Source organism: Prosthecobacter sp. (assembly GCF_044226605.1).
Classification (GTDB): Bacteria; Verrucomicrobiota; Verrucomicrobiia; order Verrucomicrobiales; family Verrucomicrobiaceae; genus Prosthecobacter.
Genome location: NZ_JBGAGS010000011.1, coordinates 16,616 through 42,266, shown reverse-complemented (window position 1 = coordinate 42,266; position 25,651 = coordinate 16,616). Strand labels below are relative to the sequence as shown.

The following is a 25,651-nucleotide window of genomic DNA, read 5'->3' as shown; positions in this document are numbered from 1 at the left end:
AGTTTGATTTTTTGTCCTGTTAATCACGGGTGATGACGCGGTCGAGATTGAGAAGGACGGAGGCGGTGGTGGTATAAGCTGCCAGCTCGGCAGCGTTCAGGGAAGCATCCGGCTTCGTGGCACCTTGAGCGATGAGGGCGGTGGCTTCGGCGGGTTTGGCCTGGAATTCAGCGAGTCGCTGCTTCACGCCAGCGGCCAGTTGCTTGAGCGCAGCGGGTTCGATGGCCTTGCCCGTGGCGCGCTGGTAGCCGTAGGCGATGCGCTGCTCTGGCGTGGCGCCGCCGTGCTGCAGCATCTGCTGCGCGAGGGCGCGTGCGGCTTCCACAAAGGTGACTTCATTGAGCAGCGAGAGCGCCTGCAGCGGGGTGTTGGTACGGCTGCGTTTCACGGTGCAGATCTCGCGGGTGGGCGCGTCAAAGATCAGCATGGTGGGCGGGGCGGCGGTGCGCTTCCAGATGGTGTAGAAGCTGCGGCGGTACAGACCTTCGCCTGTATCGGCCTTGTAGCCGCGGAGATCGCCGTATTTGCTGGTTTCATCCCACACGCCTTCGGGCATGTAGGGTTTCACGCTGGGGCCGCCGATCTTGGGCACGAGCAGTCCGGCGATGGAGAGAGCCTGATCGCGCACGACTTCACCCGGCAGGCGGAAGCGTGGGCCGCGTGCGAGGAGGCGGTTCTCGGGATCTTTCTCCAGCAGGGCCGGCGTGAGCTTGGAGGACTGGCGGTACGTGGCGCTCATGACGATGAGCTTCTGCATGGCCTTCATGTCCCAGCCGCAGCGGATGAACTCGGTGGCCAGCCAGTCGAGCAGTTCCGGATGCACGGGATACTCCGCCTGCGTGCCGAGGTTTTCGGTGGATTTGCACAAGCCGTAGCCAAAGAATTTCTCCCACGCGCGGTTCACCCACACACGCGCCGTCAGAGGATTCTCCGGAGACACAATCCACTGCGCAAGGCCGAGGCGGTTGTTTGGCGCGCCCTTCGGCATCGGCGGCAGCACGGCGGGTGTGGTCATGCTGACCTTGTCTCCCGGCTTGTCATATTCTCCGCGCTTCAGCACGAAGGCATCGCGCACGGGGCCTTCCTTCATCACCATTACAGAAGGGACGGTGCGCTCGTATTTGTCCAGCTCCGCCTTGGCGGCGGCGAGGGCGTAGTCGGCATCGCGGAGGGGGCTGTCCACGCTGGCGCGGTAGTATTTTTCCAGCTCGCTGCGCTGCTGCGGCGTGCGGTTTTCCGTGGGTGTCTTCAAGATAGCAAGCACGCTGGCAGGCGGCCCTCCGGTGCCGTCAATGCTGGCCAGCGCGGGCTCTGCATCCGTGGTGGAAAGGCGGAAGCGGCCGACATTGTGACTGGCGAATTTGGACTGCTGGAGGAGGCGCACGGTGAGCGTGGCCCCGGCGGGGACGGGCACCGCTTTTTCCACCAGGAACATCGCATTCCGCTCCACGCGCTTCTGCGGGTCGTTGCCGTCGATGGCCCAGCCGTTTTTGGGGTCTTTATCCAGCAGCAGCTTCACATCGTAACCCTTTTGCGCGTAGTCCGCCTCGGCGCGGGCGAAGGTGATTTTCACCGGCTGTTGCAGGCTGGGGGCGCTGAGCGTGGCTTCGATGCCTGTGAGCACAAAGTTGCCATTCGGGGCGCGGCCCAGGCTTTGATTTGGCAGCGTGGGGTCTGGCAGGGCCTCCAGCAGCAGGCCGGTGAAGCTGCCCTCCGCCAGCGGCGCGGTGAGGGTATAGATATCAGACTCTGGATTGCGCCCTCCGGCGATCCATGAGGCATCGGGCAGCTTGCGCAGGGAGGCTCTGCCCTGGGACTTGGCATCGGTGATGGGCAGCAGTTCCCACATGGGCTTTTTCGCTGCTTCGGGATTTTCCATGTCTGCCTCCCAGCTGGCCACGAGGTTGGGGAGCTGGAGCTGCGTCTCGGTGACCCGGGCCTGAGCGGCGTCGATCTTTTTGCGCAGCTGCGCCATCTGCTTTTCTTCCTCGGCATCCGGCACTGCGATGGCAGGCTCGGAGTTGCCACCGCTGCGATTGGACGCGCCCTGGATGGTGCCGCTCTCGGCCACGTTGTTAAAGAAGGCGAAGAGCGAATAAAAATCCTTCTGCGAGAAGGGATCGTATTTGTGATCATGGCAGCGGCAGCAGCCGAGCGTGAGGCCCAGCCAGGTGAAGCTGGTGGTCTCCACGCGGTCGATGATGTTTTCGATGCGCCATTCCTCCGCGATGATGCCGCCTTCGCCATTGATGCGGTGGTTGCGATTAAAACCGGTGGCCACGATTTGATCGCGCGCAGCGTTGGGCAGCAGGTCGCCACCGATCTGCTCGATCGTGAACTGATCGAAGGGCTTGTTGTCATTGAAGGCCTTGATGACCCAGTCGCGCCAGGGCCACATGGCGCGGCTGCTGTCGGTCTGAAAGCCGTGGCTGTCGGCGAAGCGGGCGAAGTCCAGCCACTGCATGGCCATGCGCTCGCCGTAGTGCTCGGATTTGAGCAGGCGGTCCACCACGGCTTCGTAGGCCTTGGGGCTGGTGTCTTTTTCAAAGGCCGCGGTTTCCTCCGGCGTGGGTGGCAGGCCGGTGAGGTCCAGCGTGACACGGCGCAGCAGCGTGGCGCGGTCGGCTTCGGGAGACGGGGAGAGCTTTTCCTCCTGCAGGCGCTCGGCAATGAAGGAGTCGATGGGATTGCGAATGGTGAACGCGGCATCCTTGATCTGCGGAACGGGGGAGCGCTCCGGCTTGATGAAGGCCCAGTGGCCCTGATACTCGGCGCCCTCGCTGATCCATTGGCGAAGGATGGCTTTTTCCTCCGCGGTCAAAGGCTTGCCGTCTTTGTCCGGCGGCATGACGTCGTCGTTGTCGTGGGGGAGTTCGACGCGGGCGATGAGTTGGCTCAGCTCGGGCTTGCCGGGGACGAGGGCGATGTCGCCTGACTTCGCAGGCTTGGTCGCGCTCTCGCGCAGGTCCAGGCGCAGGTCGCCTTTGCGATGGCTGGCGTCCGTGCCGTGGCAATGAAAGCACTTTTCATTGAGGATGGGCCGCACATCGCGGTTGTATTTCAGTTTGGCGGAGTCCGCCGCGTGCAGGGCGGGAACGGCCAGAAGGATGAGAAAGGCTCGGCGCATGGTTGGTACGTAGTGACATGCAAACGTCCGTCGCACCCTGCCTTTTCTTGGGATTATGATGTCCTATACTGCTCACCCCGCCATCTGATCCGCGATTTCCTCCGCCGGGTAGGTCCAGATTTCGCTGAGAGTGGGGTGGTAGTGCGGGATGGCCATGAACTGCTGTACGGTGGCGCGGAAGTTCATGGCGATGACGACTTCATGGATCAGCTCGGTGGCTTCCGGGCCGACGACGCAGGCGCCGAGGATCTCGCCGGTTTCTTTATGCGCGAGCATCTTCACGAAGCCGGCGGTCTCGCCCATGACCATGGATTTGCCGTGGTCATTGAAGGGATAGCTGGCTTCGAGAAAGGGCGTGTTTTGCTCCTTGAGCTTTTCCGTCGTCGCACCCACCACCGCCATCTGCGGGTGGGAAAAGACGCCGAAGAGGGTGAGGCGGTAGTCGATGGTCTCATCGGCTGCTTTGCCATGAATGAGCTTCGCGGCATTGCGGGCGGAAATTTCTCCCTGCTGGATGGCGATGTGGACGACATCCAGCGGGCTGCACACATCGCCAGCGGCAAAGATGTGCGACTGGGAGGTTTGCAGGCGGTCATTGACGATGACCTTGGATTTGTGCAGCGTGACTTTGGCAGCGTCCAAAGCGAGGCCCTTCGTCGCGGGCACGCGGCCCATGGCGAGGAGGATTTCATCCACGAGAATGGAGTGTGTGTGGCCCCCCTCGGTGAACTCGATGCGCTTGCGGCCTTCGTGTGTGGACACCCTGCTGAGATGCGTGCCGAGATGCACGGCCATGCCGCGTTCGCGGTAGGCCTTTACGAGCACGTCGCTGCAATCGTGATCCTGACCGGTGAGAAGCTGAGTATTGCGCTGGAGCAGGGTGATCTGGCAGCCCATGGCCTCCAAGTAATGGGCCATTTCGAGGGCGATGGCGCCACCGCCGAGGACGGCGATGTGTTTTGGCAGCGTCTCAGCATCCAGGACATCATCGCTGGTCCAGAAGCCGGTTTCCGTCAGGCCGGGCACATTTGGGACGAAGACTTCCGAACCGGTGGCGATGCAGAAGGTGCGGGCGGTGATGTGGAAAGCAGCGGAGCCATCGCGCGGTGTCACTTCCAGGGTGTGCGCATCGACGAACCTGGCGTAGCCGCGGTGCAGGGTGAAGCGGTCGTCTTCGAGCTGGCCCTGGCGGTAGCCCGCGAAGTCGGCGATGAGGGTGCGTTTGCGGTCGCGGATGGTGCGGATGTCCACGCCATGGGAAGTTGCCTTGAGACCGAACTCCTCGGCATGGCGGATGTGGAGCTGGCGGTTGGCGGACTCGATGAGCGTCTTGCTGGGCATGCAGCCGCGCAGGATGCAGAGGCCGCCGAGTTCGGAGGCACCATCGACTACGGCGACGCGCAGGCCGGCGCTGTGAGCGGTGCGGGCTGCGGCGTAGCCACCGCTGCCGCCGCCGATGACGATGAAATCGAAAGAGTTTTCTGACATGGGAGGAGATGTGCAGGTGGGAACGAGCGTGCGCAAGCCGAGGATGCCGACGTCTGATTTCACCCAAATTTTGTCCTTCAAATCGGTGCCGGCATTTTCGTAGCATTCCGCCACCATGAAGACACGCCGCTCCTTTCTCTCCCAGATTCTTGCCACCGGTGTCGCGCCTGTGTTTGTGTCGGCGCATGTGCTGCGCTCGCAGACAGCGCCTTCCAACAAGATCACGCTCGGCGTCATTGGCGTGGGCTCACAGGGCACGCACGACATGCGGGCCTTCCTGAATCATGACGATGTACGGGTGACGGCGGTGTGCGATGTGAACAGAAAGAACATCGAACGCGCGCAGCAGGCGGTGGCGGAGCGCTACGGCAGCGCAGACCTGAAGGTGATGAGTGATTTCCGTGAGCTGAACCGCGACAAGTCCATCGACGCGGTGCTCATGGCGCTGCCGGTGCACTGGCACAGCATTCCTGCTACCGACGCGATTTTGAACGGCAAGCATATCTACCACGAGAAACCCATGGGCATGTCCATGCAGGAGTCCAAGCACGTGCGTGCGGCGGTGAAGAAGACCGGCGTGGTGTTTCAGTTTGGCACGCAGCAGCGCAGCGATCTCAAATTCCGGTGGGCCTGCGAGCTGGCGCAGAACGGCCGTCTGGGCAGGCTGAAGGAGATTCAGGTGGGCGTGCCCGGCGGGAAGATCGGGCCTGATTTTCCCGAGCAACCCGTGCCTGAGCATGTGGACTGGGAGCGCTGGGTGGGACCCGCGCCGATGACGGCCTTCAATGTGGAAAAGCTCAAGCGGGACAACCATGAGAACATCACCAATTTCTCCCTCGGCATGATCTCCTGCTGGGGCATTCACCACCTGGACATCGCGCAGTGGGGCAATGGCACTGACGACACCGGTCCCGTAAGCGTGGAGGCTGAGGCCACCTATCCCGACAAAGGCGGCTGCGATGCCGTGCTGACCTGGAAGGTGCGCATGGAGTATGCGAATGCCGCGCCGATTACCTTTGTGAACGAGAAGAACATGGACATCGGCCACGGCACGCGGTTCATCGGCGAAAACGGCTGGGTGCATGTGCTGCGTGGCAACATCAAGGCCAGTGACGACGCCATCCTGCGCGATCCTGCAAACAAGGAGGGTACTATGCCGGTCAAGCTGATCGCCAGCCTCGAGCACACGCGCAATTTTGTGGACGCGATCAAGAACAAGCAGCGGGCGATTTGTGACATCGAGACCGCCGTGCGCTCGGACACGCTGCCGCAGCTTACGGCGATGGCGCTGAAAGCGAATCGCAAGCTGCTGTGGGATCCGAAGGCGGAGACGTTTACGAATGACGAGGCAGCAAATGCGCTCATGAATGCGCGGCCATTCCGTGGGGAGTGGAAGCTGCCGGAGATTGGGTAGGCGGAGTCAAGGACGGGGGCGCTGGATGAATTTTGCTTTCCCACAGATTCAGGAAACCGACCAATTTCCTTCTGGATGAATCTGCGGGTTTCCTGAATCGGTGGAAGAGTGAGGAGGGGCTGATGCTTGGCTCACCGGCGCTGCCTAACCGCCTCAAAAAGGATCGCAGCGCCCGCAGCCGCTACGTTCAGTGATTCCACGGGAGAGTGCAGCGGGATTCGCACGCGGGCATCGCAAGCCTTCATGATTTCGGCGCTGGCACCGCGGCCTTCGTTGCCGAGGATGAGGAGGGTGGGCTGGCGCCAGTCGTAGTCGTAGTGGAGGAGATCGGCCTCCCCTGTGGCGACGACGGATTTGATGCCGCGAGCGCGGCAGGTTTCGATGGTGCCGAGGCCGGAGACATCGGGCAGAATGGGCAGGCGGAAGGCGGAACCCATGGAACTGCGCAGGGTCTTGGGAGAAAAGGCGTCTGCGGATCCCGCGAAAGAGAAGAGGCCGCTGACGCCGGCGGATTCAGCGGTGCGGACGAGGGTGCCGAGATTGCCGGGGTCCTGGATGCGGTCGAGGCCGAGAATGAGCGGGGCTTTGCTGTCAAAGAGACGGTCCAGCGCAGGGAAGGGGCGCTCGGCGATGACAATGATGCCCTGCGTGGAGGTGGTGTCGCTCAGCGATTCGAGGACAGACTCCGAAAGCTGAAATACAGGGCAGGAGATGCGCTCCAAGAGGGTGAGCTGTGACGGGGAAGGGGACTCGGCGGTGAAGCTGGCCTGGAGCTTGAGGCCGGAGGAGACGCACTCGCCCACCAGGCGCTCGCCCTCCACAAAGATGAGATCGCGCTCCCGCCCCTCGCGTACGCGGCGGGCGTGTTTGATGCGTTCATTGGAAGAGCTGGTGATGAGCATGCGGTTGGCGGACCATCCATAGGTGAATCCGGTTGTAAATCCATTTGCCGAATGATCGCAGTCGCTTATGATCATGGCCCCTCACGAATGTGCCTGCATAGCTCAGTGGTAGAGCAGCGGTTTTGTAAACCGCAGGTCGTCGGTTCGACCCCGACTGCTGGCTCCATTTGAAAACGTTTAAAAACCCCAGCCAAAAGGGGGAGTGAGTGAGGAGAGGCAACTTCTGCCGAGATCCGACAAATGCTTCCTGATGGGAGTTTCCGTCCCGAAGATGAGAAATCCCGGTGGGTGGTGCCGTAGCTATTCAACCCCGGGGTCTGCACGGGGCATGTTGCCTGCGGCAATATCGCGTTCGTTTCAAACAGCCTCTGTTTATGAATCTCCTCCCGACTTCGCGGCGCCGGTTTCTTCAAGCCGGTGGCATCGGCGCTCTGAACCTCGCCATACCAGGGCTCGTCGTCGGAAAGGACAAGCTGGACGCCTCGGGCAAAGCGGTGGCTTCGAAGAAGCGCTGCATTTTTCTCCTGCTGTGCGGCGGCCCGAGCCAGCTCGACACGTGGGACCTCAAGCCGGACGCGCCGTCTGAGATCCGCGGGCCGTACAAGCCCATCCGCACCAAGGTGCCGGGCATGCACTTGAGCGAACTCCACCCAATGCTCGCGAAGGTGACCGATCATTTCTGCCTCATCCGCTCGATGACGCACCCGGGGCCGATCAACAATCACTTTGACGCCATGCACAACCTGCTCAGCGGGCAGTTGATCGAGCGCGTGAAGCAGGGCGAGCCCGACGGCCTGCCCTATCTTGGCTCGGTGGTGGCGAAGCATCTGCCGAGTGAAGAAAACCTCGTCTCCAATGCCTGGCTCATCAAATGCGTGGGGCAGCCGGTCTTTTGCGCGCCGAACATCGGCTCCGGCGGCTACCTGGGCTCTGCGCATGCGCCGGTGTTTGTCGGCTCGGCGGACAACCACCCCGCCATGCCGAATTTCAAGGCACCAGAGATTTACGACATGGGCGATCCCGAACGCCTGTGGGAACGGCGCAAGCTGCTGGCCGATCTCGAATCCAAGCTCCTCGCGGACAATCCGCAGGGAAAGGACTGGAATGAACTCCGGGAGAAGGCCTACGACTCGATGACGCGTCCGGAAGGCCGCCAGGCTTTTGATTTGAAGAGCGAGCCACTGGCCGTGCGCGAACGCTATGGCATGCACCCGCTGGGGCAGAATCTGCTGCTGGCACGGCGCATGGTGGAGGCGGGTGTGCGCTTCATCACCGTCAATGGCTGGGTCGGTGCAGCGCCCAATGAAAAAGGCGGCGGTCCGCCGAGCTCCAGCTGGGACATGCACGGCGGAAACATGGGCATGGGAAATGCCTTTGGAGGAGGGTCCTATGGCATGAACTTCTGCCTGCCGCGCCTTGATCAGGCGCTGTCCGCGCTTCTCACTGATCTCAAGCAGCGCGGCCTGCTTGATGACACACTGGTTGTGGCGGTGGGTGAATTCGGGCGCACGCCCATCATCCTCACTCAGGGGCCGCCCGGACGCCAGCACTGGCCCAAGTGCTTTTCCGCCATCGTGGCCGGCTGCGGCATCCGCGGCGGCGCGGTTTACGGCGAGTCGGACAAGACCGCCTCCGCGCCTGTGAGCAATCCCGTCACGGTCCAGGATCTGCATGCCACCGTGCTCCATGCCCTGGGAGTGCCTTTGAACGATCTCACCATGAACACCGGCCTGTCCCGTCCGCCATTCTCCACCGGCAAGCCGGTGATGGGGTTGTTTGGGTAGACTGCCGCAGACCAGTGGAGGAGACTTGGTGGCAACTTGCGTCTGGCGAGCTCACACTCTGCGCAAAGGTTGAGAAAAGATCATGTCCACGATGGGGATGCGGGAGCGAAGTTCCGCGCCGCCTGAACTGGAATAATGGGCCTTGCCGGTCGTGGAGCGGCGGTCATGCAGGAGAGAGATGTCATGAACGTTCATGCCGCGAATGTTCTCAGCCGTCAGTGGCTCTCCGCCAAGGTGCGTGCCCGGATAGGCGAAGGCCTCCACCCGCACAAAGGCCGCCAGCCAGCGGCCGGCGGTGTCCCGCTCCAGAGGAAACTCGGCTTGCGATGCATCGACCACCCGAGCGACTCCTCGATCGGTCACAAAACGAATCTGCACGTGGGGCCGCTTGAGGTGGTCGTTGCCAGTGACTGCGACTTCGACAGCCGCTGCCCTGCCGTCGGCATCCCTCTTGACGACGATGCGTGAGAACCGAAACGTGCTGTAATCATAAGGCGGCACCACTTCCCCCGCGTCGTTGACCGCCAGTGCGGACACGGCTCCAAAAAAGGCTCCTTTCCGATAGGCGCGCAGAGCCTCCGCCTCCGTGCTGGCAGCGCTCCCTTCAGCCTTTGGTACCAGCAGGACATTGCGGCCGCGCCCGAAGGTGTTGTGATCTTTGACGAAGAACCCCCAGCAGCGTCTGCCGGTGCGCAGCAGATCGTCCCACAGCTGGTAGAAGTGCAGGCGCGGCCCCGGGCTGTCATCGTAAAATCCTTTGCTGGAGCCGAAGCCGGACGTCAGCTGGTTCCATACTTCGATGCCCAGTACGCGGGGATCAAAGTCCAGAAACGTCTCGTAGCGCTGGCGATCCTGGGTGGGGTGGTTGAGCGTGATGCCCCCGCCATCGGCATGCAGCAGCCCGCCGGTGCGCCGGCCTTCGATGGTCTCTCCGTCCAGCGCTGCGCGGAAAACCTCGCGCCAGGGGCGGTTGCTGCCCTGCATGAGGCGACACTGGGTGACCGTGAGCTGCTTCCGATCATAGTTCAGCTCCATGTGGAGCTGCGGTTCAGTCGTTCTGAAATAGAGGGTGTGGCTGCCCGCCATCAGGGGGAGTTCATGCACCGGTGCTTTGGCTGCAAATGCGCCGCTGAACTCGCATTCGGTGGCGCCTTTGACCGTCAGTTTGGCAGGCCCGCCTTCAGCGTCTGCAGACAATGTCAGGTCCAGCCGATACACGCCGGCCCAAGGCCGGTCCTCGGTAAAGACCTGCAAGCCGCCAAACCGGTGGACCAGCGGCGCCGTGCCGCGCTGCGCAGCGGTGAGACTGCTGCCATAACCGGTGGCGAGCAGGCTGCCGAGCGAGTTGAAATGAAGCGGCGCATCCGGCATGGAATGCTGCTCCGCGTTCGGTGCGGCGATGACGTCCGCACGTTTCGCCTGGAAGGCCTGAGTGAGAGGATACGTGGGCGCGGAGGGATAATAATTGCTGAACGCCAAGTGGCGGTAGCCCATGGCATAAAACTCATCACACGAGGCCTTCGTCTGCCCGCCATGCTGATGCGACATCGAATGCAGATGCCCGCACGTCTCCCAGTCCACGTCTGCATACGGGTCATGCAGATCCTCTGCGCTCTGAGGACTGGCCGCCTGGGCGTGCTGACGCAGCAGGGCCTGCGCGCCATACAAGCCTGCCACGGTGGAGAGCATGCGTCTTCGTTTCATGGCTGAAACCAACGAATGCACTGCGGGATTGTTTCTGCCCCCCGCTTTGGGGGCATGCCCTTTGTCAAAAAGAGCATGCGGCTCGGTGCCTCGCTCTCCCCGGGGGCGCTCTTGAGGCGAAGCTTTACTCGTCGTCCTCTTCCCACTCCTGCATCAGGCGGGCGAGCTTGCGCTTCATGCCGACTTTGGCGACGGCGTTGAGGCGGTCGATGAAGAGGATGCCATTGAGGTGGTCGATCTCGTGCTGGAAGGCGCGGGCGAGGAGGCCGTCAGTTTCCACGGTGACGGTCCTGCCCTCGAGGTCGGTGTAGGTGACCTTGATCTCGCTGGAGCGGCGGATGTCTCCGCGCAGGCGGGGGAAGCTGAGGCAGCCTTCTTCGCCGATCTCCTTGTCCTTGCCGAGGTCGAGCTGGGGATTGGTGAAGACGACGGGCATGTGCTCCACCATGTTCACCTTCTCGCCATTGACCTTCATGAAAGTGATGCAGTCGGGATTGTGGGAGACGTCGATGACGGCAAGCTGGATGTCCTCGGCCACCTGAGGGGCTGCGAGGCCGACGCCATTGGCATCCTTCATCGTTTCCAGCATGTCAGCGGCCAGGGTGCGGATTTCAGGCGTGACTTCGGTCACGGGGCGGCATTTGGCACGGAGGACGGGTTCTGGATAGCGGACGATTTTGCGGACCATATTCTTTCTCAATATCATCAGGTTTCGGCCTGCTCAAGCCGGGAGTGGTTTTGTCCTTGCCAAGATGTGGCGCTCTCCCTAGCCTCGCGGCCACTTATGAAGTCCCCCGCCGCCAAGAAGCTGTTTGTCATGATGATCCTCGAGTTTTTCATCTGGGGAGCGTGGCTGCCGTTGATCTGGGGGTACATGGGCAAGGATGGACTGAACTTTACCGACACCCAGGTGGCGCTGGTGGGCACGGCATTTGCGATCGCTTCTGTGATTGGGATCTTTTTCAGCAATCAGTTTGCTGATCGCAGCTTTGCGGCTGAGAAGTTCATGGCATTCAGCCATCTGGTCGGCGGCTTGTCCATTCTGGCCATGTACTGGGTGAAGGATTTCCCCACCTTCTTTGCCCTGATGCTTGTGCACTCGCTCTTCTATGTGCCGACAATCTCCGTGGCCAACTCTCTCGCCTTTACACACCTGCAGAACGCGCAGAAGGAATTTGGGCTGGTGCGCATGGGAGGAACCATCGGATGGATCCTCGCCGCATGGCCGCTCTATTTCATCCTGCAGGGCAAGTCCGGTGTCGAGGCGGTTACCGCCAGCCGGAATATCTTCCTGGTTTCCGGTGCCTCCTCTCTGCTGCTGGCCTTTTTCAGCCTGAGTCTCCCACATACTCCGCCGAAGCCTGCTGCCGAAGGGGAGAGCAAACTTGCCTGGCTCAGCGCCTTCAAATTTCTGGGGCATCCCTACCTCCTGGTGCTGTTCATCGTTACGTTCATCGACTCGACCATTCACAACGGTTACTTCCTCATGGCCGGCGGCTTTCTGGGCAGCAAGGCCGTGGGCATCAAGCCAGAATGGATCATGCCCGTCATGAGCATCGGGCAGGTTGCCGAGATCCTGACCATGGCTGTGCTGGGTGCCGTGCTGGCACGCCTGGGCTGGAAGACCACCATGACGCTGGGCATTCTGGGCCACGCGGCACGCTTTGCGGTGTTTGCCTTCATGCCTGCAAACCAGACGATGATCATCGCCGTGCAGGTGCTGCACGGGATCTGCTACGCCTTCTTCTTTGCCACTCTCTACATCTTCATCGACGCCGCCTTCCCCAAGGATGTGCGGGCCAGTGCGCAGGGGCTCTTCAATCTTCTTGTGCTGGGGCTCGGAGACCTCGCTGCCAAATGGATCTTTATTCCGCTGCAGGGCAGCCTGACCGCTGCGGATGGCTCGGTGAATTATCGTGAGCTTTTCCTCTGGCCCACCGGATTTGCGCTGGTGGCCACGGCGCTGCTGCTCGTGGCTTTCTGGCCGCCAAAGGAGCTCTCCTGCAATGTCGAGGTGAAGCATTGATGAACTCGCCTTGAAGTCTCATGAAACGCCTTCTGATTCTCTGGCTCGCCTTCACGGCAGTGCTGCATGCGGCGGACAAAAAGCCCCCAAAGGCCATGCGCCTGAAGGGGGACGTCCTTTTGGCGGATGATTTCAAGGCGGAGAAGCTGGACGAAAAGTGGATCTTCGCCAAAGGCGAGCAGGCGGCGAAGTTTGAACTCGCGGAAGGGACTTTGCTCATGGACCAGGCGGCGGCGAGAGGGGCGGTCATCTGGCGTGCTTTTGATGCGCCCGTGGAGGACGCCTCCATCCAGCTGCTGGTCAAGCCCTGGGCCTGTTCTTGGATCGCCTTCGGCTTTTACACGCCTGGGGAGCGGCCTGGTGCGCAGCGCAAGATCAACATCGCCGTGACGCCGGCAGGCGTGGTGGCCGTGCGCGATGTGGAGAGCCAGACCAATCTGAAAGCGGCCAACACCCGTGCCGATGCCGCCAAGGAATGGCAGCGCGTGGCATTTGAATCCAAGGGCGACAAGATCACCGTCATGGTAAACGACAAGGCGGTGTTCGAACTCAAGACCGAGCTCACCCGAGGCCCCAAGGCCGGTGTTTTGCTGAACCTTTATGGCGGCAAGGGCAGTGTGGACGAGGTCGAGGTGAAGAAGCTGAAGTAAGGACGGAAGACCTCGCTGGCAGGCACTCTATCATCCCTGGGCGCGCGTCAAAAGCGAAGGCGACTGCGGGCGGGAGGACGAATTTGCTTTGGCGGTATCGCTTGACCTATTGGCCACCCGTCCCTCATTTTTCGTCCTATGAACCCTCCCGGCCTCGACAACCTCCTTACCTGCCTCCGATTCCCCTCCGTCTCCACTGACTCCACGCGGCGTGCTGATACACGGGCCTGCGCTGAGTGGCTGCTGAGCAAGGTGCGTGAGATGGGGCTGACGGGAGACCTGCATGAGACGCCGGGGCATCCGGTCCTGGTGGCGAAGAACAAGCACATCGCCGGACGCCGCACGGTGCTTCTGTATGGGCACTACGATGTGCAGCCTGCGGAGCCGCTGGGAGAGTGGAAGTCTCCGGCATTTGAGCCGACGATCCGTGACGGGAGAATCTTCTGCCGAGGAGCCACGGACAACAAAGGGCAGCTCATGGCGCACGTGCAGGGGCTGGCGGAGACGCTGGCGAAGCACGCCGATCTGCCGGTGAACCTGACGGTGCTGTTTGAAGGCGAAGAGGAGATCGGCAGTCCGAATTTGAAGCCGTTTCTGGAGCAGCACCGCGAGATGCTGAAGTGCGATGTGGTGGCCATTTCGGACACGGGCATGGTCGCTCCCGGCGTGGGCACCTTCACTTACGGACTGCGAGGCATTGCCTGCCTGGAGGCGAAGATTCATGGACCGTCGATCGATCTGCACAGCGGTATTTTTGGCGGTGCCATCGCCAATCCGGTGACGGCCATCGCGCGGCTGGCAGCGACGCTGCACGATGCCGAAGGGCGCGTGATGGTCGAAGGCTTTTACGACGGGGTGCGCCCAATCGCGGACTGGGAGCGGAAGGCCTGGGCGGATCTGGGCGATGGCGATGCGGAGATGCTGGAGCTGACGGGATCTCCCGCGCTGTTTGGAGAGCCGGGCTACACGGAGCGTGAGCGCCGCTGGGCACGGCCCACGGCGGAGGTGAACGGCATCGGTGGTGGTTATCAAGGGGAAGGCTCGAAGACCGTGATCGGCCGCGAGGCTTTTCTGAAGCTGTCGTTCCGTCTGGTGCCAGATCAGCACCCGGATGTGGTGCTGCAGCGTGTGGCCACGCATTTGCAGGCGCATCTGCCAAAAGGCGTGCGGCTGGAGATCAAGCCCGGACACACCGGCATGCCCTACCTGATGGACCCGCATTCCACTCTTGGAACAGCAGCGCAGCGTGCGCTGAAAAAAGTGTTCGGGGACAAGGTGGCGCTGATCCGTGAAGGCGGCAGCATTCCCATCGTGCAGGCATTTAAAGACGTGCTGAATGCCGACACACTGCTGCTGGGGCTGGCGCTGCCAGACTGTCAGGCGCACGCGCCGAATGAGAATTTCCCCATCGAAAATTTCGTCGCGGGCGTCAGCCTGAATCAGGCGCTGCTGGCGGAGCTGGCGTAACTTTTTCTGCAAACTTTGCAACCATTCCCACACGATGATGTTTGAGCCGCAGTGCTTTCACTAACCAAATAACACGCACGACATGAAACTCAAAAAGACATTCCTCTACGGGTTCAGCATCCTGAGCCTGACCTGCCTCTCCAGCGCCCAGGACGCCCCGAAAGGACCGCCGCCTGAAGGTGGCCAGCCTGGCGGACCTCCACCCGGAGGCAGACCGCAGGGCCCTCAAGGTGGTGGCGATCCCGGTGCACGCATCGCGGAGTTTATCAAACGCGCTGACACCAACTCGGATGGCAAGATCAGCAAGGAAGAGTTTGACGCCCTCGGCAAGAAGGAGAGCGAAGAGCGCTTTGGCCGCATGGACGGCAACAAAGATGGTTTTGTCGATCAGGATGAAATCGGCAAAATGATGCAAATGGCGCGTCAGGGCGGACAGGGAGGCCCCGGCGGACAGGGCATGCGTCCGCAGGGTGGTGAAGGCGGCGGCGGCGGCTTCCGTCGTCCGCCAGGAGGTGAAGGAGGCTCCCCCGGCGGTGCTCCTGGTGGCCCGCCCGGACAAGGCATGCGCCCCGGTGGTGAGGGCGGTCGTGGCGAAGGCGGCCCGCGTGGTGGCGGCATGTTTGGCGACCCCAAAGAAAACTTCAAGCGCATGGACGCTGACGGCAACGGCAGCGTCTCCGAAGACGAGTACATCAAGGCGATGGAAAAAATGCGTGAGATGTTCCGCAACCGTGGCGGCATGGGCCGGCCGGGTGAAGGCGGCGGCGCTCCTGGCGGTGCCGGCGGCCCTCCCGGAGAAGGTCAGGGCGGCTTCCGTCGTCCTCCCGCTGAAGGTGATCCAGCGCCGAACGCACCCACACCTCCACCCCCACCCGCTCCGGCTCCTGACAAGCCGAAGGAATAAGGCGGCTGGTGTCAGCTCTTTTTAAATCAACAAACGCGGGATGGTCGAAAGGCCATCCCGCTTTTTTGTGGGTGAAGTCAGAGGCTGAACAAAACATTTTCAACCTTCGCCTGCAGGGGCTAGTTCCGGTCGTATTCCTCCCCTGACTTCATGAGCTTTTTCGACAAGATGCATTCGCAGATCTGCAAGGGGACCCGATGCTGGATGAGCTCTGACCGTGATCTGGAAGCACTGGAGAAACTGGCGGGCATGTGGCTTCCGAATGATTACATGGCCCTGCTGAAGTCCAATGGCTGCAGTGACCGGTATGACGTGGATCTTCGGGGCTGGCGCGTGGAAGAAGAGCTGTGCCTGCATCTCTACAATACCGGTGATGTGGAAAAAATCACCCAGGCACACGGCCTCTTCACCTGGTTGCCGCAGACCTTGATCATCGGCCACAACGGGCGCGGCGGTCTTCTCCTGCTGGCTGGCGGGTCAGCATGTCCACGTGGCATTTATTGTGTGACGGAGGATGAACTGACGGCCGATGGACTGGCGAATGCTGTATTCATCGCGCCTTCGATGACCGCGCTGATGCAGCATGGACAAAATCTCGACCGGGTGTTTTTTTCCGCATCACGCCGGGAAGATGCGAAAGCCAGAGCGTGGGAGGTGGCGGTGCAGGAGAGTTATGCGCGGGCGCTTGCCAGGCATGTCGGGAAAGCGGGCAGCATCAGGTGGCGGTTTGCCGCCTTGCATGAGCAGCTGGCGGAGGCTTCCCGGACATCAAACGATCCAGTCCTTCGCACACCTGACTGGCCGGAAACACTGGCGGACCGGCTGTGGGCATCGCATTTCAGTCAGGTGAACGAACAGGTCGGGCGCGGAAAGCCGCTGCTGCCGCGTCTGCATCCATGCCTGCGTTTGAAGGAAACCGTCCGGCCACCGCCACCGCAGGAGGTGCTGCGCCTGCTTGACTCCCTGACTGTGGCGGCATCGGAAGAGTATTTGGACCTGATGGATGAGTGCGGCGAACTGCTGTTGTCCGTGGATCTGCGGGCGGAAGGTCATACGGGAAAGGAGCGCTGGCTGAAGCTCGAGCAGCCCAGCCGTTGCTGGCAGTGCGTGACCAAGATGGAGGATACAGAGATTTTTCCACCTTTCATGGTGCTGGGAGACAACCGGTCCTATCACCTGCTGGCGTACTCCGAAGGCATGACCCCGCCAGGGCTCTATCGCCTGGCCAGGTATGGAGCCTACCACAGGGATCCGTGTCCGGCGTTCGTTGCGGACAGCTTGGAGAGCCTGCTGATGCGGGGCGAGGGGCTGGACATCCTCTTCGAACCCATTGCGGAGCATGAGCGGGCCGTGGAGCGACTCGATAGGCTAAGTGCTGAGGTGAGAGGGCGGGATGAATCTTCCGCCGAGTGGGGAGATGGCACCGGGCGGCATCACCGACATCACCTTCGGGACAAAAGCATGCTGGAAGAGATGATCTCCAACTATCTCAATCCCAACTTTTACGATGAAGAGTACCTTGGCGCGTGGTGTCGGAGATCCTGGCCAGAGGAGGCGGAAGCGCGTGTTTTTAAGGTGCTGCTGAGGGCTGCACTAGATGAACCCGGACTGGTGACGCCGCAGATGTATGATCGCTGGACTCACGGGGATGACTCCTACGACACACAAGCCAAGCTGCAGGATCACCTGCAGTATCTCTGGGAACTGTGCTTTTCCGAGCAGGCTCCGCAGGAGAAGCCAGACGCTGCTGAAGCGTGATCAAACTCCCATGACCTGCTTCAGATACCCGATGCTCTGGCGGGCGATCGTGGGGGCATCCGGAGTGTAGTCGAAGACTTCGACGGAGAGGTAGCCGTCGTAGTTTGTCTCCCGCAGGGCGGCGATGATGGGTTCGTACTTGATCTCGCCCTGGCCGGGGCCGCGGAGGTTGGCGTCGTTGGTGTGGAAGTGCACGGTCCAGTCCTTGCTGTCGCGAATGATGTCGGGGATGGATTTGGACTCGTCGCTCATGGCCTTCACATCGAGGTGCAGTTTGCAGGAGGGGTGGTCCACCATTTTGCAGAGGCGGATGGTTTCCTCGGCGGTGTTGAGGAAATTGGTCTCTTTGCGACCCAGGGGCTCCATGGCGATGACGACGCCGTATTTGCCACATTCTTCGGCCACGCCGTACACGCATTCGGCAGCGCGCTTGAAGGCATCTTCATAGTTCCATTCCGGCAGGAGGTTGCGCGCTTTCGGGCTGCCCCAGACCATGATGCGGCCGCCGGTGGCACCGCAGAACTGGGCGAGATGGCGGCCAAATTTGACAGTTTCCTTGCGCTGGAGGGCGTCCGGCGTGGTGATGTGAAACCATGTGGGCTTGGTCAGCAGCCAGTGCAGGCCCAGGATTTCCAGGCCGAAGGATTTGGCCTTGGCACAGAAGGTTAGGGCCTCCTCGACGGTGAGTTCACGGGGGTCGTCCTTCAGGGTAAAGGGGGCGAGCTCGATGGCGTGATAGCCGGCGGCGGCGGCATCTTCGCACATTTTTTCAAAGGTCCAGTTCTGGTAGGTTTCGTTGCAGATGGCGAAGCGCATAGGCTGCCAGAGTGCGCGGATGCCCCCGGACGTCAACAGCCCTTGCATTCGGGGGGGAGGAATGTGCTATATTTCCGCATGAAAGCCAGCCGCCTCTCCCTTCTACTGCTCGCGTTTGCCGCCTCCGTGCATGCGGAACTGGCGCTCGATGTGCCTGCGATCGAGCTGAAGCCGAAGCCGGAGGACGAGGAGGTGGAGACCACCTTCAAGTTCCGCAACAAAGGGGACAAGGTGGTGAAGGTCCTGGGGCTGGAAAGCGCCTGCAGCTGTCTGAGCGCCACGCTGGACAAGGCGGAATATCAGCCCGGCGAGGTGGGCACGGGGCATGCGTCCTTCAAGGTTTCCACCTTTGTGGGGCGGCACGAGAAATTCGTGACGGTGAACACGGACGACCCCAAAAATCCCGACTGGCAGGTCAATTTCGTCCTCGATGTGCCAGCCGTCGTGGACATCAAGCCGAAAAACCTCCAGTGGTGGGTCGGCGACGCTCCGGCGCAGAAGGCCTGCCTGGTGGAGTTCGTCGGCGCTGAGCCGATGAAAATCATCAAGATCACTCCCACGCGTCAGAATGTGAAGTTTGAAGTGAAGGAGATCAAAGAAGGGCGGCAGTACCTCATCACGGTGAAGCCGGACAGCACCCAGGAGGTCACCATGGGGGCGCTGAAGATCGAGACCACCAGCAGCATTCCCAAGTATCGCAACCAGCTGGCCTTTTTCACCATCACGCAGAAGCCGGAGTCGCAGCCTGCCCCGGCAACCACCGCTGCTGCTGCGGCGGCCTCTGCTCCGGCTCCCATTCCGGCTCCGGCCCCCGTTGCGGCTGAACCCAAGCCCTGATCTGGCTGCTCCATGGTTCGCGCATTCATTCAGGCCACGATTTTGCTGCTGCTGGCCGCTGCTGCCGCCTGGGCCACGCATGCCTGGCACCCGCGGGCGCCGGCGCTGTATGTGATCGAGGAGCCGCTGAGGAATGACGAGGTTTCCATGAAGGTCATCCAGGAGCGCTGGAATGGACAGGTGCTGTGGATCGATGCCCGCGTCCAGGAGCAGTATGACGCAGGGCATGTGCCGGGCGCGGTGCTGCTGAATGAGCAGCATTTCGAAGAGCAGCTCTTCGGCTTGCTGGACACGCTGCAGACGAACAAGAAGCCGATCGTCGTGTATTGCAACGCGGCCAAGTGCGATGCCAGCCGCAAGGTCCTGGAACATCTGAAACAGATGATTTCCATCGAGAATGCCTATGTGCTGAAGGGCGGCTGGAATGCGTGGCAGCAGGTTGCAAAGAAGGGATAGGAATGGAATTGAGCCGGGCGGGGCGAGCCGCTAGCATGGCCGCACTTATGACACTGGAAGCACTTCTCATCTGGTCGGCACTCGGATTGGTGGCAGGCGTTTTGGCCAAAATCATCATGCCGGGGAGGCAGGGCATCAATCCCATCACCACCGTGCTGCTGGGGATCATCGGCAGCATCATAGGCGGTTACCTGGGCCACAAGCTAGGATTTCACGACATGACCGGCAGCTTCAGCATCAAGGGCATCGGCACCGCCGTGGCGGGGGCTTTGGTCTTCATGTTTGCCTGGCGCCTGCTGTTTGGCAAAAAACGCTGAGCCTGCGCTGGCGTGACCGGCAGGGGAGATGGGTGGGAAAGACCATGGCCAGAGCAGTGGAATCTCAATTTTTGAGAATGCATTCGCAGGATTTGACCGTTAATCTTTCCCAACCAACGCATGTCCAAAAATCTCAGTGCCCTCTCTTTTCGCAAAGGTGTCGAAAAAAACGTCTTTGAACGCATGGTCGATGCCGCCGAAAAGGCGGGCACGGCTGAAAAGAACGAAGTGGTGCACCAGATGGGCCAGGATCATCTCTTTGGCGATGCGATCACGCTGGGCGCGGTGTCCTTCTACGATTTCCTGAAAAAGGAAAACGAGGGGAAGAAGATCTTCCTCTGCAACGGCAGCGCCTGCCTCTGCGCCGGCACGCAGGACAAGCTGCACCACAGCCTGGAAACGCATTTCAAGCCCGAGGAGATCGGCCACATCTGCTGCCTGGGCCGCTGCCATGAGGGCGGGGCTTTTCAGTATCAGGGGAAGAATTACTCCGGCCAGAGCGATGATGCCGTGGCTGAACTGGTGAAGACGGGGAAGGGGGATGCGGAGGATCGCTACGCAGTGGTCTCGCACCTGCAGCCCGCCATTCTCACGGCGGAATTCAAAGGCATCGAGGACTACTACGCGCCCTTCAAGAAGCTGATCACCGAGGGGAATCGCGATGCGCTGAACACCGAGCTCAAGGACAGCGGCCTGCGCGGCCGAGGCGGTGCGGGTTTCCCCATGCACTTCAAGTGGGCCAGTTGCCGTGCCGCAGAGGGCGCGGTGAAATACATCGTCTGCAATGCGGACGAAGGAGATCCGGGCGCCTACATCGACAAATACCTCATGGAAAAGCAGCCGCACAGCGTGCTGCTGGGCATGATGGTGGCGGGCTGGTATGCTGGCGCGGAGAACGGCATCCTCTACATCCGCGCCGAGTACCCAGATTCAGTGACCATTGTGAACGAAGCCATCGAAGACCTGCGCGCCGCGGGTCTGCTAGGGAAGAACATCCTCGGCACGGGCTTCAACTTCATGCTCAAGACCATCAAGGGCGCGGGCGCTTACATCTGCGGAGAGGAGACCGCGCTGCTCGCCAGCATCGAAGGCCAGCGCCCCGAGGTGCGGACGCGGCCACCGTTTCCCACCATCGAAGGTCTTTTCCGCAAGCCAACCATCGTCAACAACGTGGAAACCTTTGCCAACCTGCGCGCCATTTTGACCATGGGCGGCAAGGCGTATGCACAGATCGGCACCCCGCAGTCGACCGGGCCGAAGCTCCTCTCGCTCGACTCCCATTTTGTGCGTCCGGGCATCTACGAAGTCGCCATGGGAACCCCGCTGCAGACGGTCTTCGATCTCGCTGGCGGCTTTAAATCCAAAATCAAGGCCGTGCAGATCGGTGGCCCGCTGGGCGGCATCGTACCCATGTCCCACATCGGCGAGCTCACGGTGGATTTTGAGAGCTTCAAGAAAGCCGGCTTCCTCCTCGGCCACGCCGGCGTCGTCAGCATCCCGGAGAGCATGCCGATGATCGAGTACATCCAGCACATGTTCCAGTTCACTGCGGACGAAAGCTGCGGCAAATGCTTTCCCTGCCGCCTCGGCAGCACCCGTGGCAAGGAACTCGTGGCCAAAGCCCGCGCCGACTCGAACTTCAAGATCGACCGCGAACTGATCACCGATTTGCTCGATACCATGGAGCAGACCAGCCTCTGCGCCCTCGGCGGCGGTGTGCCGTTGCCGATCAAGAATGCGCTGCAGCATTTTGATGGCGAACTTCGCTCTTATTTTAACGACTAGCATTCATCCAAACCACTCACATTATGGTCAAGGATCTCTCCACTCTCACTGCTTTCATCGACGGCGAAGCCTGCCAGTTCAATGAAGGCGATACGCTTCTCAATTTCATCGACCGGCATCGCGGGCGGGGGCATGTGCCGACGCTTTGTGATGCGCCGCAGCTGGAGCCTTATGGGGCCTGCCGTGTGTGCTCGGTGGAGGTGGCTTTGCAGGCGGATGGGCCACGTCGTGTCGTGGCCTCCTGCCATACGCCGCTGACGGCGGGGATGCACGTCTTTACGGAATCGCAGAAGGTGCGCAGGCTGCGCAAGAACATCGTGGAACTGGTTCTGACGGACCACCCTCTGGACTGCCTGACCTGCGAGGTCAGCGGAAACTGCGAACTTCAGACCGTGGCGGCGAAGGTGGGCATTCGCAAGGTGCGCTATCCGGCGGGTGCGAACCATCTGGACCGCAAGAAGGACCACTCGCACGCCTACATGACCTCCGAGCTGGCGAAGTGCATCAACTGCTCCCGCTGCGTGCGTGCCTGCGATGAAATCCAGGGGCAGCATGTGCTGTCCATGCATGGCCGTGGCTTCAATGCGAAGATCATCAAGGGGCTTGATGAGTCGTTTGCGGACTCCGAGTGCGTGTCGTGCGGCGCGTGCTCGCAGGCCTGTCCGACATCGGCGATCAGCGATGTGTTTTTCTCCAAGTCCATCGAGGCGACGAAGAAGACGCGCACCATCTGCACCTACTGCGGCGTGGGCTGCAATCTGAATGTGGCGACGAAGGGCGATCAGGTGCTCAGCGTTCAAGCCCCCGTCGATGCGGAGGTGAACCATGCGCATACCTGCCTGAAGGGACGCTTTGCCTTCAAGTTCTACAATCACAAAGACCGCCTGCGCAAGCCGCTGATCAAGCAGCCGGACGGGCAGTTCAAGGAGTCCACGTGGGAGGAGGCGTATGATCACATCTTTGCCAATCTGACGCGCATCAAGGCCGAGAACGGCGGGCAGTCGGTGGCGGGCATCTCCTCCGCGCGCTGCACCAATGAGGAGAACTACCTCATGCAGAAGTTCATCCGCAATGTGATGGGCACGAACAACATCGACTGCTGCGCGCGCGTGTGCCACTCGCCCACCGCGTGGGGCATGCAGAAGAGCTTTGGCACGGGTGCGGCGACGAATTCGTATGAGGACATCGAGCACACGCGCTGCATCATGGTCATCGGTGCGAATCCGACCGAAGGCCATCCGGTGACGGGTGCGCGCCTGAAGCAGCACATCATGAAAGGCACGCCGCTGATCGTGATCGATCCGCGCAAGATCGAACTCGTGCCGTATGCGAAGCACCACCTGCAGCTTCGCCCGGGCACCAATGTGGCGCTACTCAACATGTTTGCGCGCTGCATTCTCGATGCCGGTCTGGTGAAGACGGAGTTCGTGAAGAAGCGCTGCGAAAACTGGGAAGAGTTTGAGGCCGGCCTGCGTGCGCTTGATCTGGCAGAGCTGGAAAAGATCACCGGTGTGAGCCTTGATCTCGTGCGTGCTGCCGCCATCGAATACGCTTCCGCGGAGGCTGCCATGAGCTTCCATGGCCTCGGTGTGACGGAGCATGAGCAGGGTGCCAAGACGGTGATGCTCATCTCGAACCTCGCGATGATGACGGGCAACATCGGCCGTCCAGGCGTGGGCGTGAATCCTCTGCGCGGCCAGAACAATGTGCAGGGCGCTGCGGACATGGGCTGCCAGCCGCATCAGGGCGCGGGTTATTATGAGATGGCCGATGTGGAGGTGCAGAAGCGCTATGAAGCCTTCTACGGCGTGCCTTCGCCGACGGAGCCGGGCTGGAAGATCCCGCAGATGTTTGACGCTGCCATCGAGGGCAAGCTGAAGGCGCTGTGGCTCATGGGCGAGGATGTGGTGCAGACGGACCCGGATGCTCACCACGTGCGCCATGCCATGGAGAGCCTGGAGTTCCTCGTGGTGCAGGAGATTTTCATGACGGAGACGGCCAAGTATGCTGACGTCATTCTGCCTGCCTCGTCCTTCCTGGAAAAGAGCGGCACCTTTACCAATGCCGAGCGCCGTGTGCAGCGGGTGAACGCCGCCGTGAAGCCGCTCGCAGGCACCAAGCCGGACGGACAGATCATGTGCGAAGTCTTGCAGCGCTTCGGCGTGGCTCAGGCGGACTACACGCCGGATGGTGTGCTGGCGGAGATCGCTCAAATCGTGCCGTTCTTCAAAGGTATCACCTGGGAGAACCTGAGTGTGAACGGCTTGCAATGGCCCGTCAAAGAAGGCGGCGTGGACACCCAGATCATGCATCAGGAGCAGTTCACCCGTGGCAAAGGACACTTCCATTTCTTCTCGTGGAAGGAATCCACCGAGCTGAAGACCAACGGTGCGGAGTTCCCTTTCATTCTCACCACCGGGCGCATTCTGGAGCACTACAACTGCGGCACCATGACGCGCCGCACGGGCAACAGCGACATCGTCGGCCAGGACTTCCTCTCCATCAATCCGGAGGATGCCAAACGCAAAGGCATCCGCACCGGAGACATCACGCGGCTTTCCAGCGCGCGTGGCGAGGTGGAGCTGGAGGCGCGTGTCACCGATGAGGTGAAGCCCGGCATTCTCTACACGACGTTCCATTTCCCCGAAGCCATGGTGAACAACGTCACCGGCCAGGGCTGCGATGGCGACACGCTGTGCCCCGAGTACAAAGTCGTGGCCGCCGATGTAGAGATGGTGCGCATGGGCAAGCTGAAGAAGAAACAGAAGGACGGCTTCGCGCCTGCGATGGTGTGAGCATTCAGGCGACGATCTTCAGAGGCATGAGGCATGTCATCGCGGCGCTGCTGGTCAGTGTGATCGCCAGCGCAGTGCTGCATGCCGAGACCCTGGTCATTCCTGTGGTCGGTCAGGGATGGCGGATCAAGTTTGAGGGGCCGGTGCTTGCCGTGGAGAGTCAGCATTTCGATGCCGACGGACTGATCTATCGTGGCAATGCGGGGCGCTTTAATGTGTCCGCCATTGTGGAGCCGCAGCCTGGGGGCGGTGACGACAGCAAGGCCTGCCGCGATCATTTCTGGCAGAAGGCTGTGCAGAATCCGATGGTGCAAAAGGACAGCGTGAAGCAGTGGAGCACGCCGATGTGTGAATGCGTGGAGTATGTGACCGTGGACGAGAGCCAAGGGGAGAAACAGACGCTGGCGAATATCGACTGCTACTTCGAGCTGCTGGGCAAATGGGTGGACATACATGCCTCGGTCATCACGCCGACGGACGATGACACGCGCATGTTGAAGAAGCTGGGCGAGTCTCTCATCTATTGCACCTTTGCCCGGCCCAAAAGCGAGCCGCAGGAGTTTGAGATGGGGGCCATGGGGCGTCTGCGTTTTGTGGTGCCTGCGGCATGGCAGCTGGGGAACCATTGTGTGACCATGGGCATTGGCACTGCGGAGCAGCACTCGCTTGCTCTCTTCTCTCCGACGGACCCCAACAAGACCTGGAAGATGACGTTTTTCAACAGCTCCATGCGCTACAAAACGCAGAAGGACATCGAGGTGACCGCGCAAAATGTGCAGCAAGCCGCCGCCGCGCATTCGGTGGAAGGAGCGGCGAAGATGCAGGAGATCAAGCTCAAGCAGGGCGTGGGTTGCCAGGCCGTGTTTACCGATGCCGCGCTGGCGGAGAAGCCGGTCGAACCCGGGAATGCGAAGGTGACCTGCTCCGGCTTGGTGGCACCTCAGCCGGATGTGCTGGGCACCGTGACTATCTCCGCCGATGATGCGAAGGACGCGGACTTCCTCGCCGCGATTCAGGCGCTGGAGAGCATTGAGTGGATCACCAGCAAAGCGCCCGAGGGTAAAGAGTGAAACTGACGGAAACGCGTTGCCGCTTCACCGCCATTTCACACAACAGGTCTTGGAAGTCTCCGCGTTTGGGCCAGACTACGCGGGACCTGAACATGAAAAGTCCTCGCACAGAGACAGCCGAAAAAACGGCCATCAGCGCAAGTCGCATCCTGCGGCTTCTCGTGCTGATCCCATTGCTTGTCATCGGGTTCATGGCGGCTGGCGTGGGCATCTTGTTCCTGCATTCTGAACTGTCCTCCTTTCAGCCGCGAATCCCTCACATCAGGCAGAGGCTCGAGGCGCAGAGAGCATCGACACCTGTGCTGCCGCCCTTCCTCGTTCAATGCCTGCATGCAGAAGGCTCCGCGGATC

General features: G+C 61.2%; 19 protein-coding genes and 1 tRNA gene. 14 read left to right on the top strand and 6 right to left on the bottom strand.

Going from position 1 to position 25,651, the window contains the following annotated elements; genetic code table 11:
- Positions 1–19: 19 nt before the first annotated feature.
- On the bottom strand, positions 20–3,127 hold the full coding sequence (locus tag ACILSO_RS16470) for a PSD1 and planctomycete cytochrome C domain-containing protein (RefSeq protein ID WP_395738527.1): 3,108 nt from the start codon (positions 3,125–3,127) through the stop codon (positions 20–22).
- Between the two features lie 72 nt (positions 3,128–3,199).
- Positions 3,200–4,615, bottom strand: a complete 1,416-nt coding sequence (locus ACILSO_RS16465; RefSeq protein WP_395738526.1) for a dihydrolipoyl dehydrogenase family protein — start codon at positions 4,613–4,615, stop codon at positions 3,200–3,202.
- Between the two features lie 115 nt (positions 4,616–4,730).
- On the opposite strand from ACILSO_RS16465, the gene ACILSO_RS16460 reads away from it, so the two are divergent.
- A complete protein-coding gene (locus ACILSO_RS16460) occupies positions 4,731–6,029 on the top strand; it encodes a Gfo/Idh/MocA family protein (RefSeq protein WP_395738525.1) in 1,299 nt (432 codons plus the stop codon).
- Between the two features lie 131 nt (positions 6,030–6,160).
- Here ACILSO_RS16460 and ACILSO_RS16455 read toward each other — a convergent pair whose 3' ends face one another.
- Positions 6,161–7,006: a TrmH family RNA methyltransferase gene (locus ACILSO_RS16455; RefSeq protein ID WP_395738524.1), complete on the bottom strand. Its 846-nt coding sequence runs from the start codon at positions 7,004–7,006 to the stop codon at positions 6,161–6,163.
- A 16-nt stretch (positions 7,007–7,022) separates the two neighbouring features.
- Here ACILSO_RS16455 and ACILSO_RS16450 point away from each other — a divergent pair.
- A tRNA-Thr gene (locus ACILSO_RS16450) sits at positions 7,023–7,097 on the top strand.
- Between the two features lie 208 nt (positions 7,098–7,305).
- A complete protein-coding gene (locus tag ACILSO_RS16445) occupies positions 7,306–8,715 on the top strand; it encodes a DUF1501 domain-containing protein (protein ID WP_395738523.1) in 1,410 nt (469 codons plus the stop codon).
- A gap of 51 nt (positions 8,716–8,766) precedes the next feature.
- Here ACILSO_RS16445 and ACILSO_RS16440 read toward each other — a convergent pair whose 3' ends face one another.
- The gene (locus ACILSO_RS16440) at positions 8,767–10,419 is read right to left on the bottom strand and encodes a hypothetical protein (protein WP_395738522.1); all 1,653 of its coding nucleotides are present in this window, start codon (positions 10,417–10,419) and stop codon (positions 8,767–8,769) included.
- 124 nt (positions 10,420–10,543) lie between these two features.
- A complete protein-coding gene (def, locus tag ACILSO_RS16435; protein WP_395738521.1) occupies positions 10,544–11,107 on the bottom strand; it encodes a peptide deformylase in 564 nt (187 codons plus the stop codon).
- A 96-nt stretch (positions 11,108–11,203) separates the two neighbouring features.
- On the opposite strand from def, the gene ACILSO_RS16430 reads away from it, so the two are divergent.
- The 5 genes from ACILSO_RS16430 (at position 11,204) to ACILSO_RS16410 (ending at position 17,224) form a co-directional block, all read left to right on the top strand.
- On the top strand, positions 11,204–12,445 hold the full coding sequence (locus tag ACILSO_RS16430; RefSeq protein WP_395738520.1) for an MFS transporter: 1,242 nt from the start codon (positions 11,204–11,206) through the stop codon (positions 12,443–12,445).
- A gap of 20 nt (positions 12,446–12,465) precedes the next feature.
- Positions 12,466–13,095 (top strand): hypothetical protein, encoded by a 630-nt coding sequence (locus tag ACILSO_RS16425; RefSeq protein WP_395738519.1) that lies wholly within the window; start codon positions 12,466–12,468, stop codon positions 13,093–13,095.
- A gap of 138 nt (positions 13,096–13,233) precedes the next feature.
- Positions 13,234–14,562, top strand: coding sequence for a dipeptidase (locus tag ACILSO_RS16420; protein ID WP_395738518.1), 1,329 nt, complete (start codon positions 13,234–13,236; stop codon positions 14,560–14,562).
- An 82-nt stretch (positions 14,563–14,644) separates the two neighbouring features.
- Positions 14,645–15,466: a hypothetical protein gene (locus ACILSO_RS16415; RefSeq protein ID WP_395738517.1), complete on the top strand. Its 822-nt coding sequence runs from the start codon at positions 14,645–14,647 to the stop codon at positions 15,464–15,466.
- Positions 15,467–15,670: 204 nt separating this feature from the next.
- Complete coding sequence (locus ACILSO_RS16410) at positions 15,671–17,224, top strand: hypothetical protein (protein WP_395738516.1); 1,554 nt, start codon at positions 15,671–15,673, stop codon at positions 17,222–17,224.
- Here the strand turns inward: ACILSO_RS16410 and ACILSO_RS16405 are convergent, their stop codons facing one another.
- Positions 17,225–18,040, bottom strand: a complete 816-nt coding sequence (locus ACILSO_RS16405) for a sugar phosphate isomerase/epimerase family protein (protein WP_395738515.1) — start codon at positions 18,038–18,040, stop codon at positions 17,225–17,227.
- Between the two features lie 78 nt (positions 18,041–18,118).
- On the opposite strand from ACILSO_RS16405, the gene ACILSO_RS16400 reads away from it, so the two are divergent.
- From ACILSO_RS16400 to ACILSO_RS16375, 6 genes are all read left to right on the top strand, one after another.
- Positions 18,119–18,877: a DUF1573 domain-containing protein gene (locus tag ACILSO_RS16400; RefSeq protein WP_395738514.1), complete on the top strand. Its 759-nt coding sequence runs from the start codon at positions 18,119–18,121 to the stop codon at positions 18,875–18,877.
- Between the two features lie 12 nt (positions 18,878–18,889).
- Positions 18,890–19,333, top strand: a complete 444-nt coding sequence (locus ACILSO_RS16395; protein WP_395738513.1) for a rhodanese-like domain-containing protein — start codon at positions 18,890–18,892, stop codon at positions 19,331–19,333.
- A 47-nt stretch (positions 19,334–19,380) separates the two neighbouring features.
- A complete protein-coding gene (locus tag ACILSO_RS16390; RefSeq protein ID WP_395738512.1) occupies positions 19,381–19,650 on the top strand; it encodes a GlsB/YeaQ/YmgE family stress response membrane protein in 270 nt (89 codons plus the stop codon).
- A gap of 120 nt (positions 19,651–19,770) precedes the next feature.
- Positions 19,771–21,435, top strand: a complete 1,665-nt coding sequence (locus tag ACILSO_RS16385; RefSeq protein WP_395738511.1) for an NADH-ubiquinone oxidoreductase-F iron-sulfur binding region domain-containing protein — start codon at positions 19,771–19,773, stop codon at positions 21,433–21,435.
- A gap of 23 nt (positions 21,436–21,458) precedes the next feature.
- On the top strand, positions 21,459–24,230 hold the full coding sequence (fdhF, locus tag ACILSO_RS16380; RefSeq protein ID WP_395738510.1) for a formate dehydrogenase subunit alpha: 2,772 nt from the start codon (positions 21,459–21,461) through the stop codon (positions 24,228–24,230).
- 26 nt (positions 24,231–24,256) lie between these two features.
- Entirely contained in the window at positions 24,257–25,300 is a 1,044-nt protein-coding gene (locus tag ACILSO_RS16375; RefSeq protein WP_395738509.1) for a hypothetical protein, read from the top strand.
- Positions 25,301–25,651 lie beyond the last annotated feature (351 nt).

What these genes read in the sequence shown, in the direction of transcription:
- ACILSO_RS16470 (WP_395738527.1), bottom strand. Translation starts at nt 3,127, where the DNA reads ATGCGCCGAGCCTTTCTCATCCTTCTGGCCGTTCCCGCCCTGCACGCG.
- ACILSO_RS16465 (WP_395738526.1), bottom strand. Translation starts at nt 4,615, where the DNA reads ATGTCAGAAAACTCTTTCGATTTCATCGTCATCGGCGGCGGCAGCGGT.
- ACILSO_RS16460 (WP_395738525.1), top strand. Translation starts at nt 4,731, where the DNA reads ATGAAGACACGCCGCTCCTTTCTCTCCCAGATTCTTGCCACCGGTGTC.
- ACILSO_RS16455 (WP_395738524.1), bottom strand. Translation starts at nt 7,006, where the DNA reads ATGATCATAAGCGACTGCGATCATTCGGCAAATGGATTTACAACCGGA.
- ACILSO_RS16445 (WP_395738523.1), top strand. Translation starts at nt 7,306, where the DNA reads ATGAATCTCCTCCCGACTTCGCGGCGCCGGTTTCTTCAAGCCGGTGGC.
- ACILSO_RS16440 (WP_395738522.1), bottom strand. Translation starts at nt 10,419, where the DNA reads ATGAAACGAAGACGCATGCTCTCCACCGTGGCAGGCTTGTATGGCGCG.
- def (WP_395738521.1), bottom strand. Translation starts at nt 11,107, where the DNA reads ATGGTCCGCAAAATCGTCCGCTATCCAGAACCCGTCCTCCGTGCCAAA.
- ACILSO_RS16430 (WP_395738520.1), top strand. Translation starts at nt 11,204, where the DNA reads ATGAAGTCCCCCGCCGCCAAGAAGCTGTTTGTCATGATGATCCTCGAG.
- ACILSO_RS16425 (WP_395738519.1), top strand. Translation starts at nt 12,466, where the DNA reads ATGAAACGCCTTCTGATTCTCTGGCTCGCCTTCACGGCAGTGCTGCAT.
- ACILSO_RS16420 (WP_395738518.1), top strand. Translation starts at nt 13,234, where the DNA reads ATGAACCCTCCCGGCCTCGACAACCTCCTTACCTGCCTCCGATTCCCC.
- ACILSO_RS16415 (WP_395738517.1), top strand. Translation starts at nt 14,645, where the DNA reads ATGAAACTCAAAAAGACATTCCTCTACGGGTTCAGCATCCTGAGCCTG.
- ACILSO_RS16410 (WP_395738516.1), top strand. Translation starts at nt 15,671, where the DNA reads ATGAGCTCTGACCGTGATCTGGAAGCACTGGAGAAACTGGCGGGCATG.
- ACILSO_RS16405 (WP_395738515.1), bottom strand. Translation starts at nt 18,040, where the DNA reads ATGCGCTTCGCCATCTGCAACGAAACCTACCAGAACTGGACCTTTGAA.
- ACILSO_RS16400 (WP_395738514.1), top strand. Translation starts at nt 18,119, where the DNA reads ATGAAAGCCAGCCGCCTCTCCCTTCTACTGCTCGCGTTTGCCGCCTCC.
- ACILSO_RS16395 (WP_395738513.1), top strand. Translation starts at nt 18,890, where the DNA reads ATGGTTCGCGCATTCATTCAGGCCACGATTTTGCTGCTGCTGGCCGCT.
- ACILSO_RS16390 (WP_395738512.1), top strand. Translation starts at nt 19,381, where the DNA reads ATGACACTGGAAGCACTTCTCATCTGGTCGGCACTCGGATTGGTGGCA.
- ACILSO_RS16385 (WP_395738511.1), top strand. Translation starts at nt 19,771, where the DNA reads ATGTCCAAAAATCTCAGTGCCCTCTCTTTTCGCAAAGGTGTCGAAAAA.
- fdhF (WP_395738510.1), top strand. Translation starts at nt 21,459, where the DNA reads ATGGTCAAGGATCTCTCCACTCTCACTGCTTTCATCGACGGCGAAGCC.
- ACILSO_RS16375 (WP_395738509.1), top strand. Translation starts at nt 24,257, where the DNA reads ATGAGGCATGTCATCGCGGCGCTGCTGGTCAGTGTGATCGCCAGCGCA.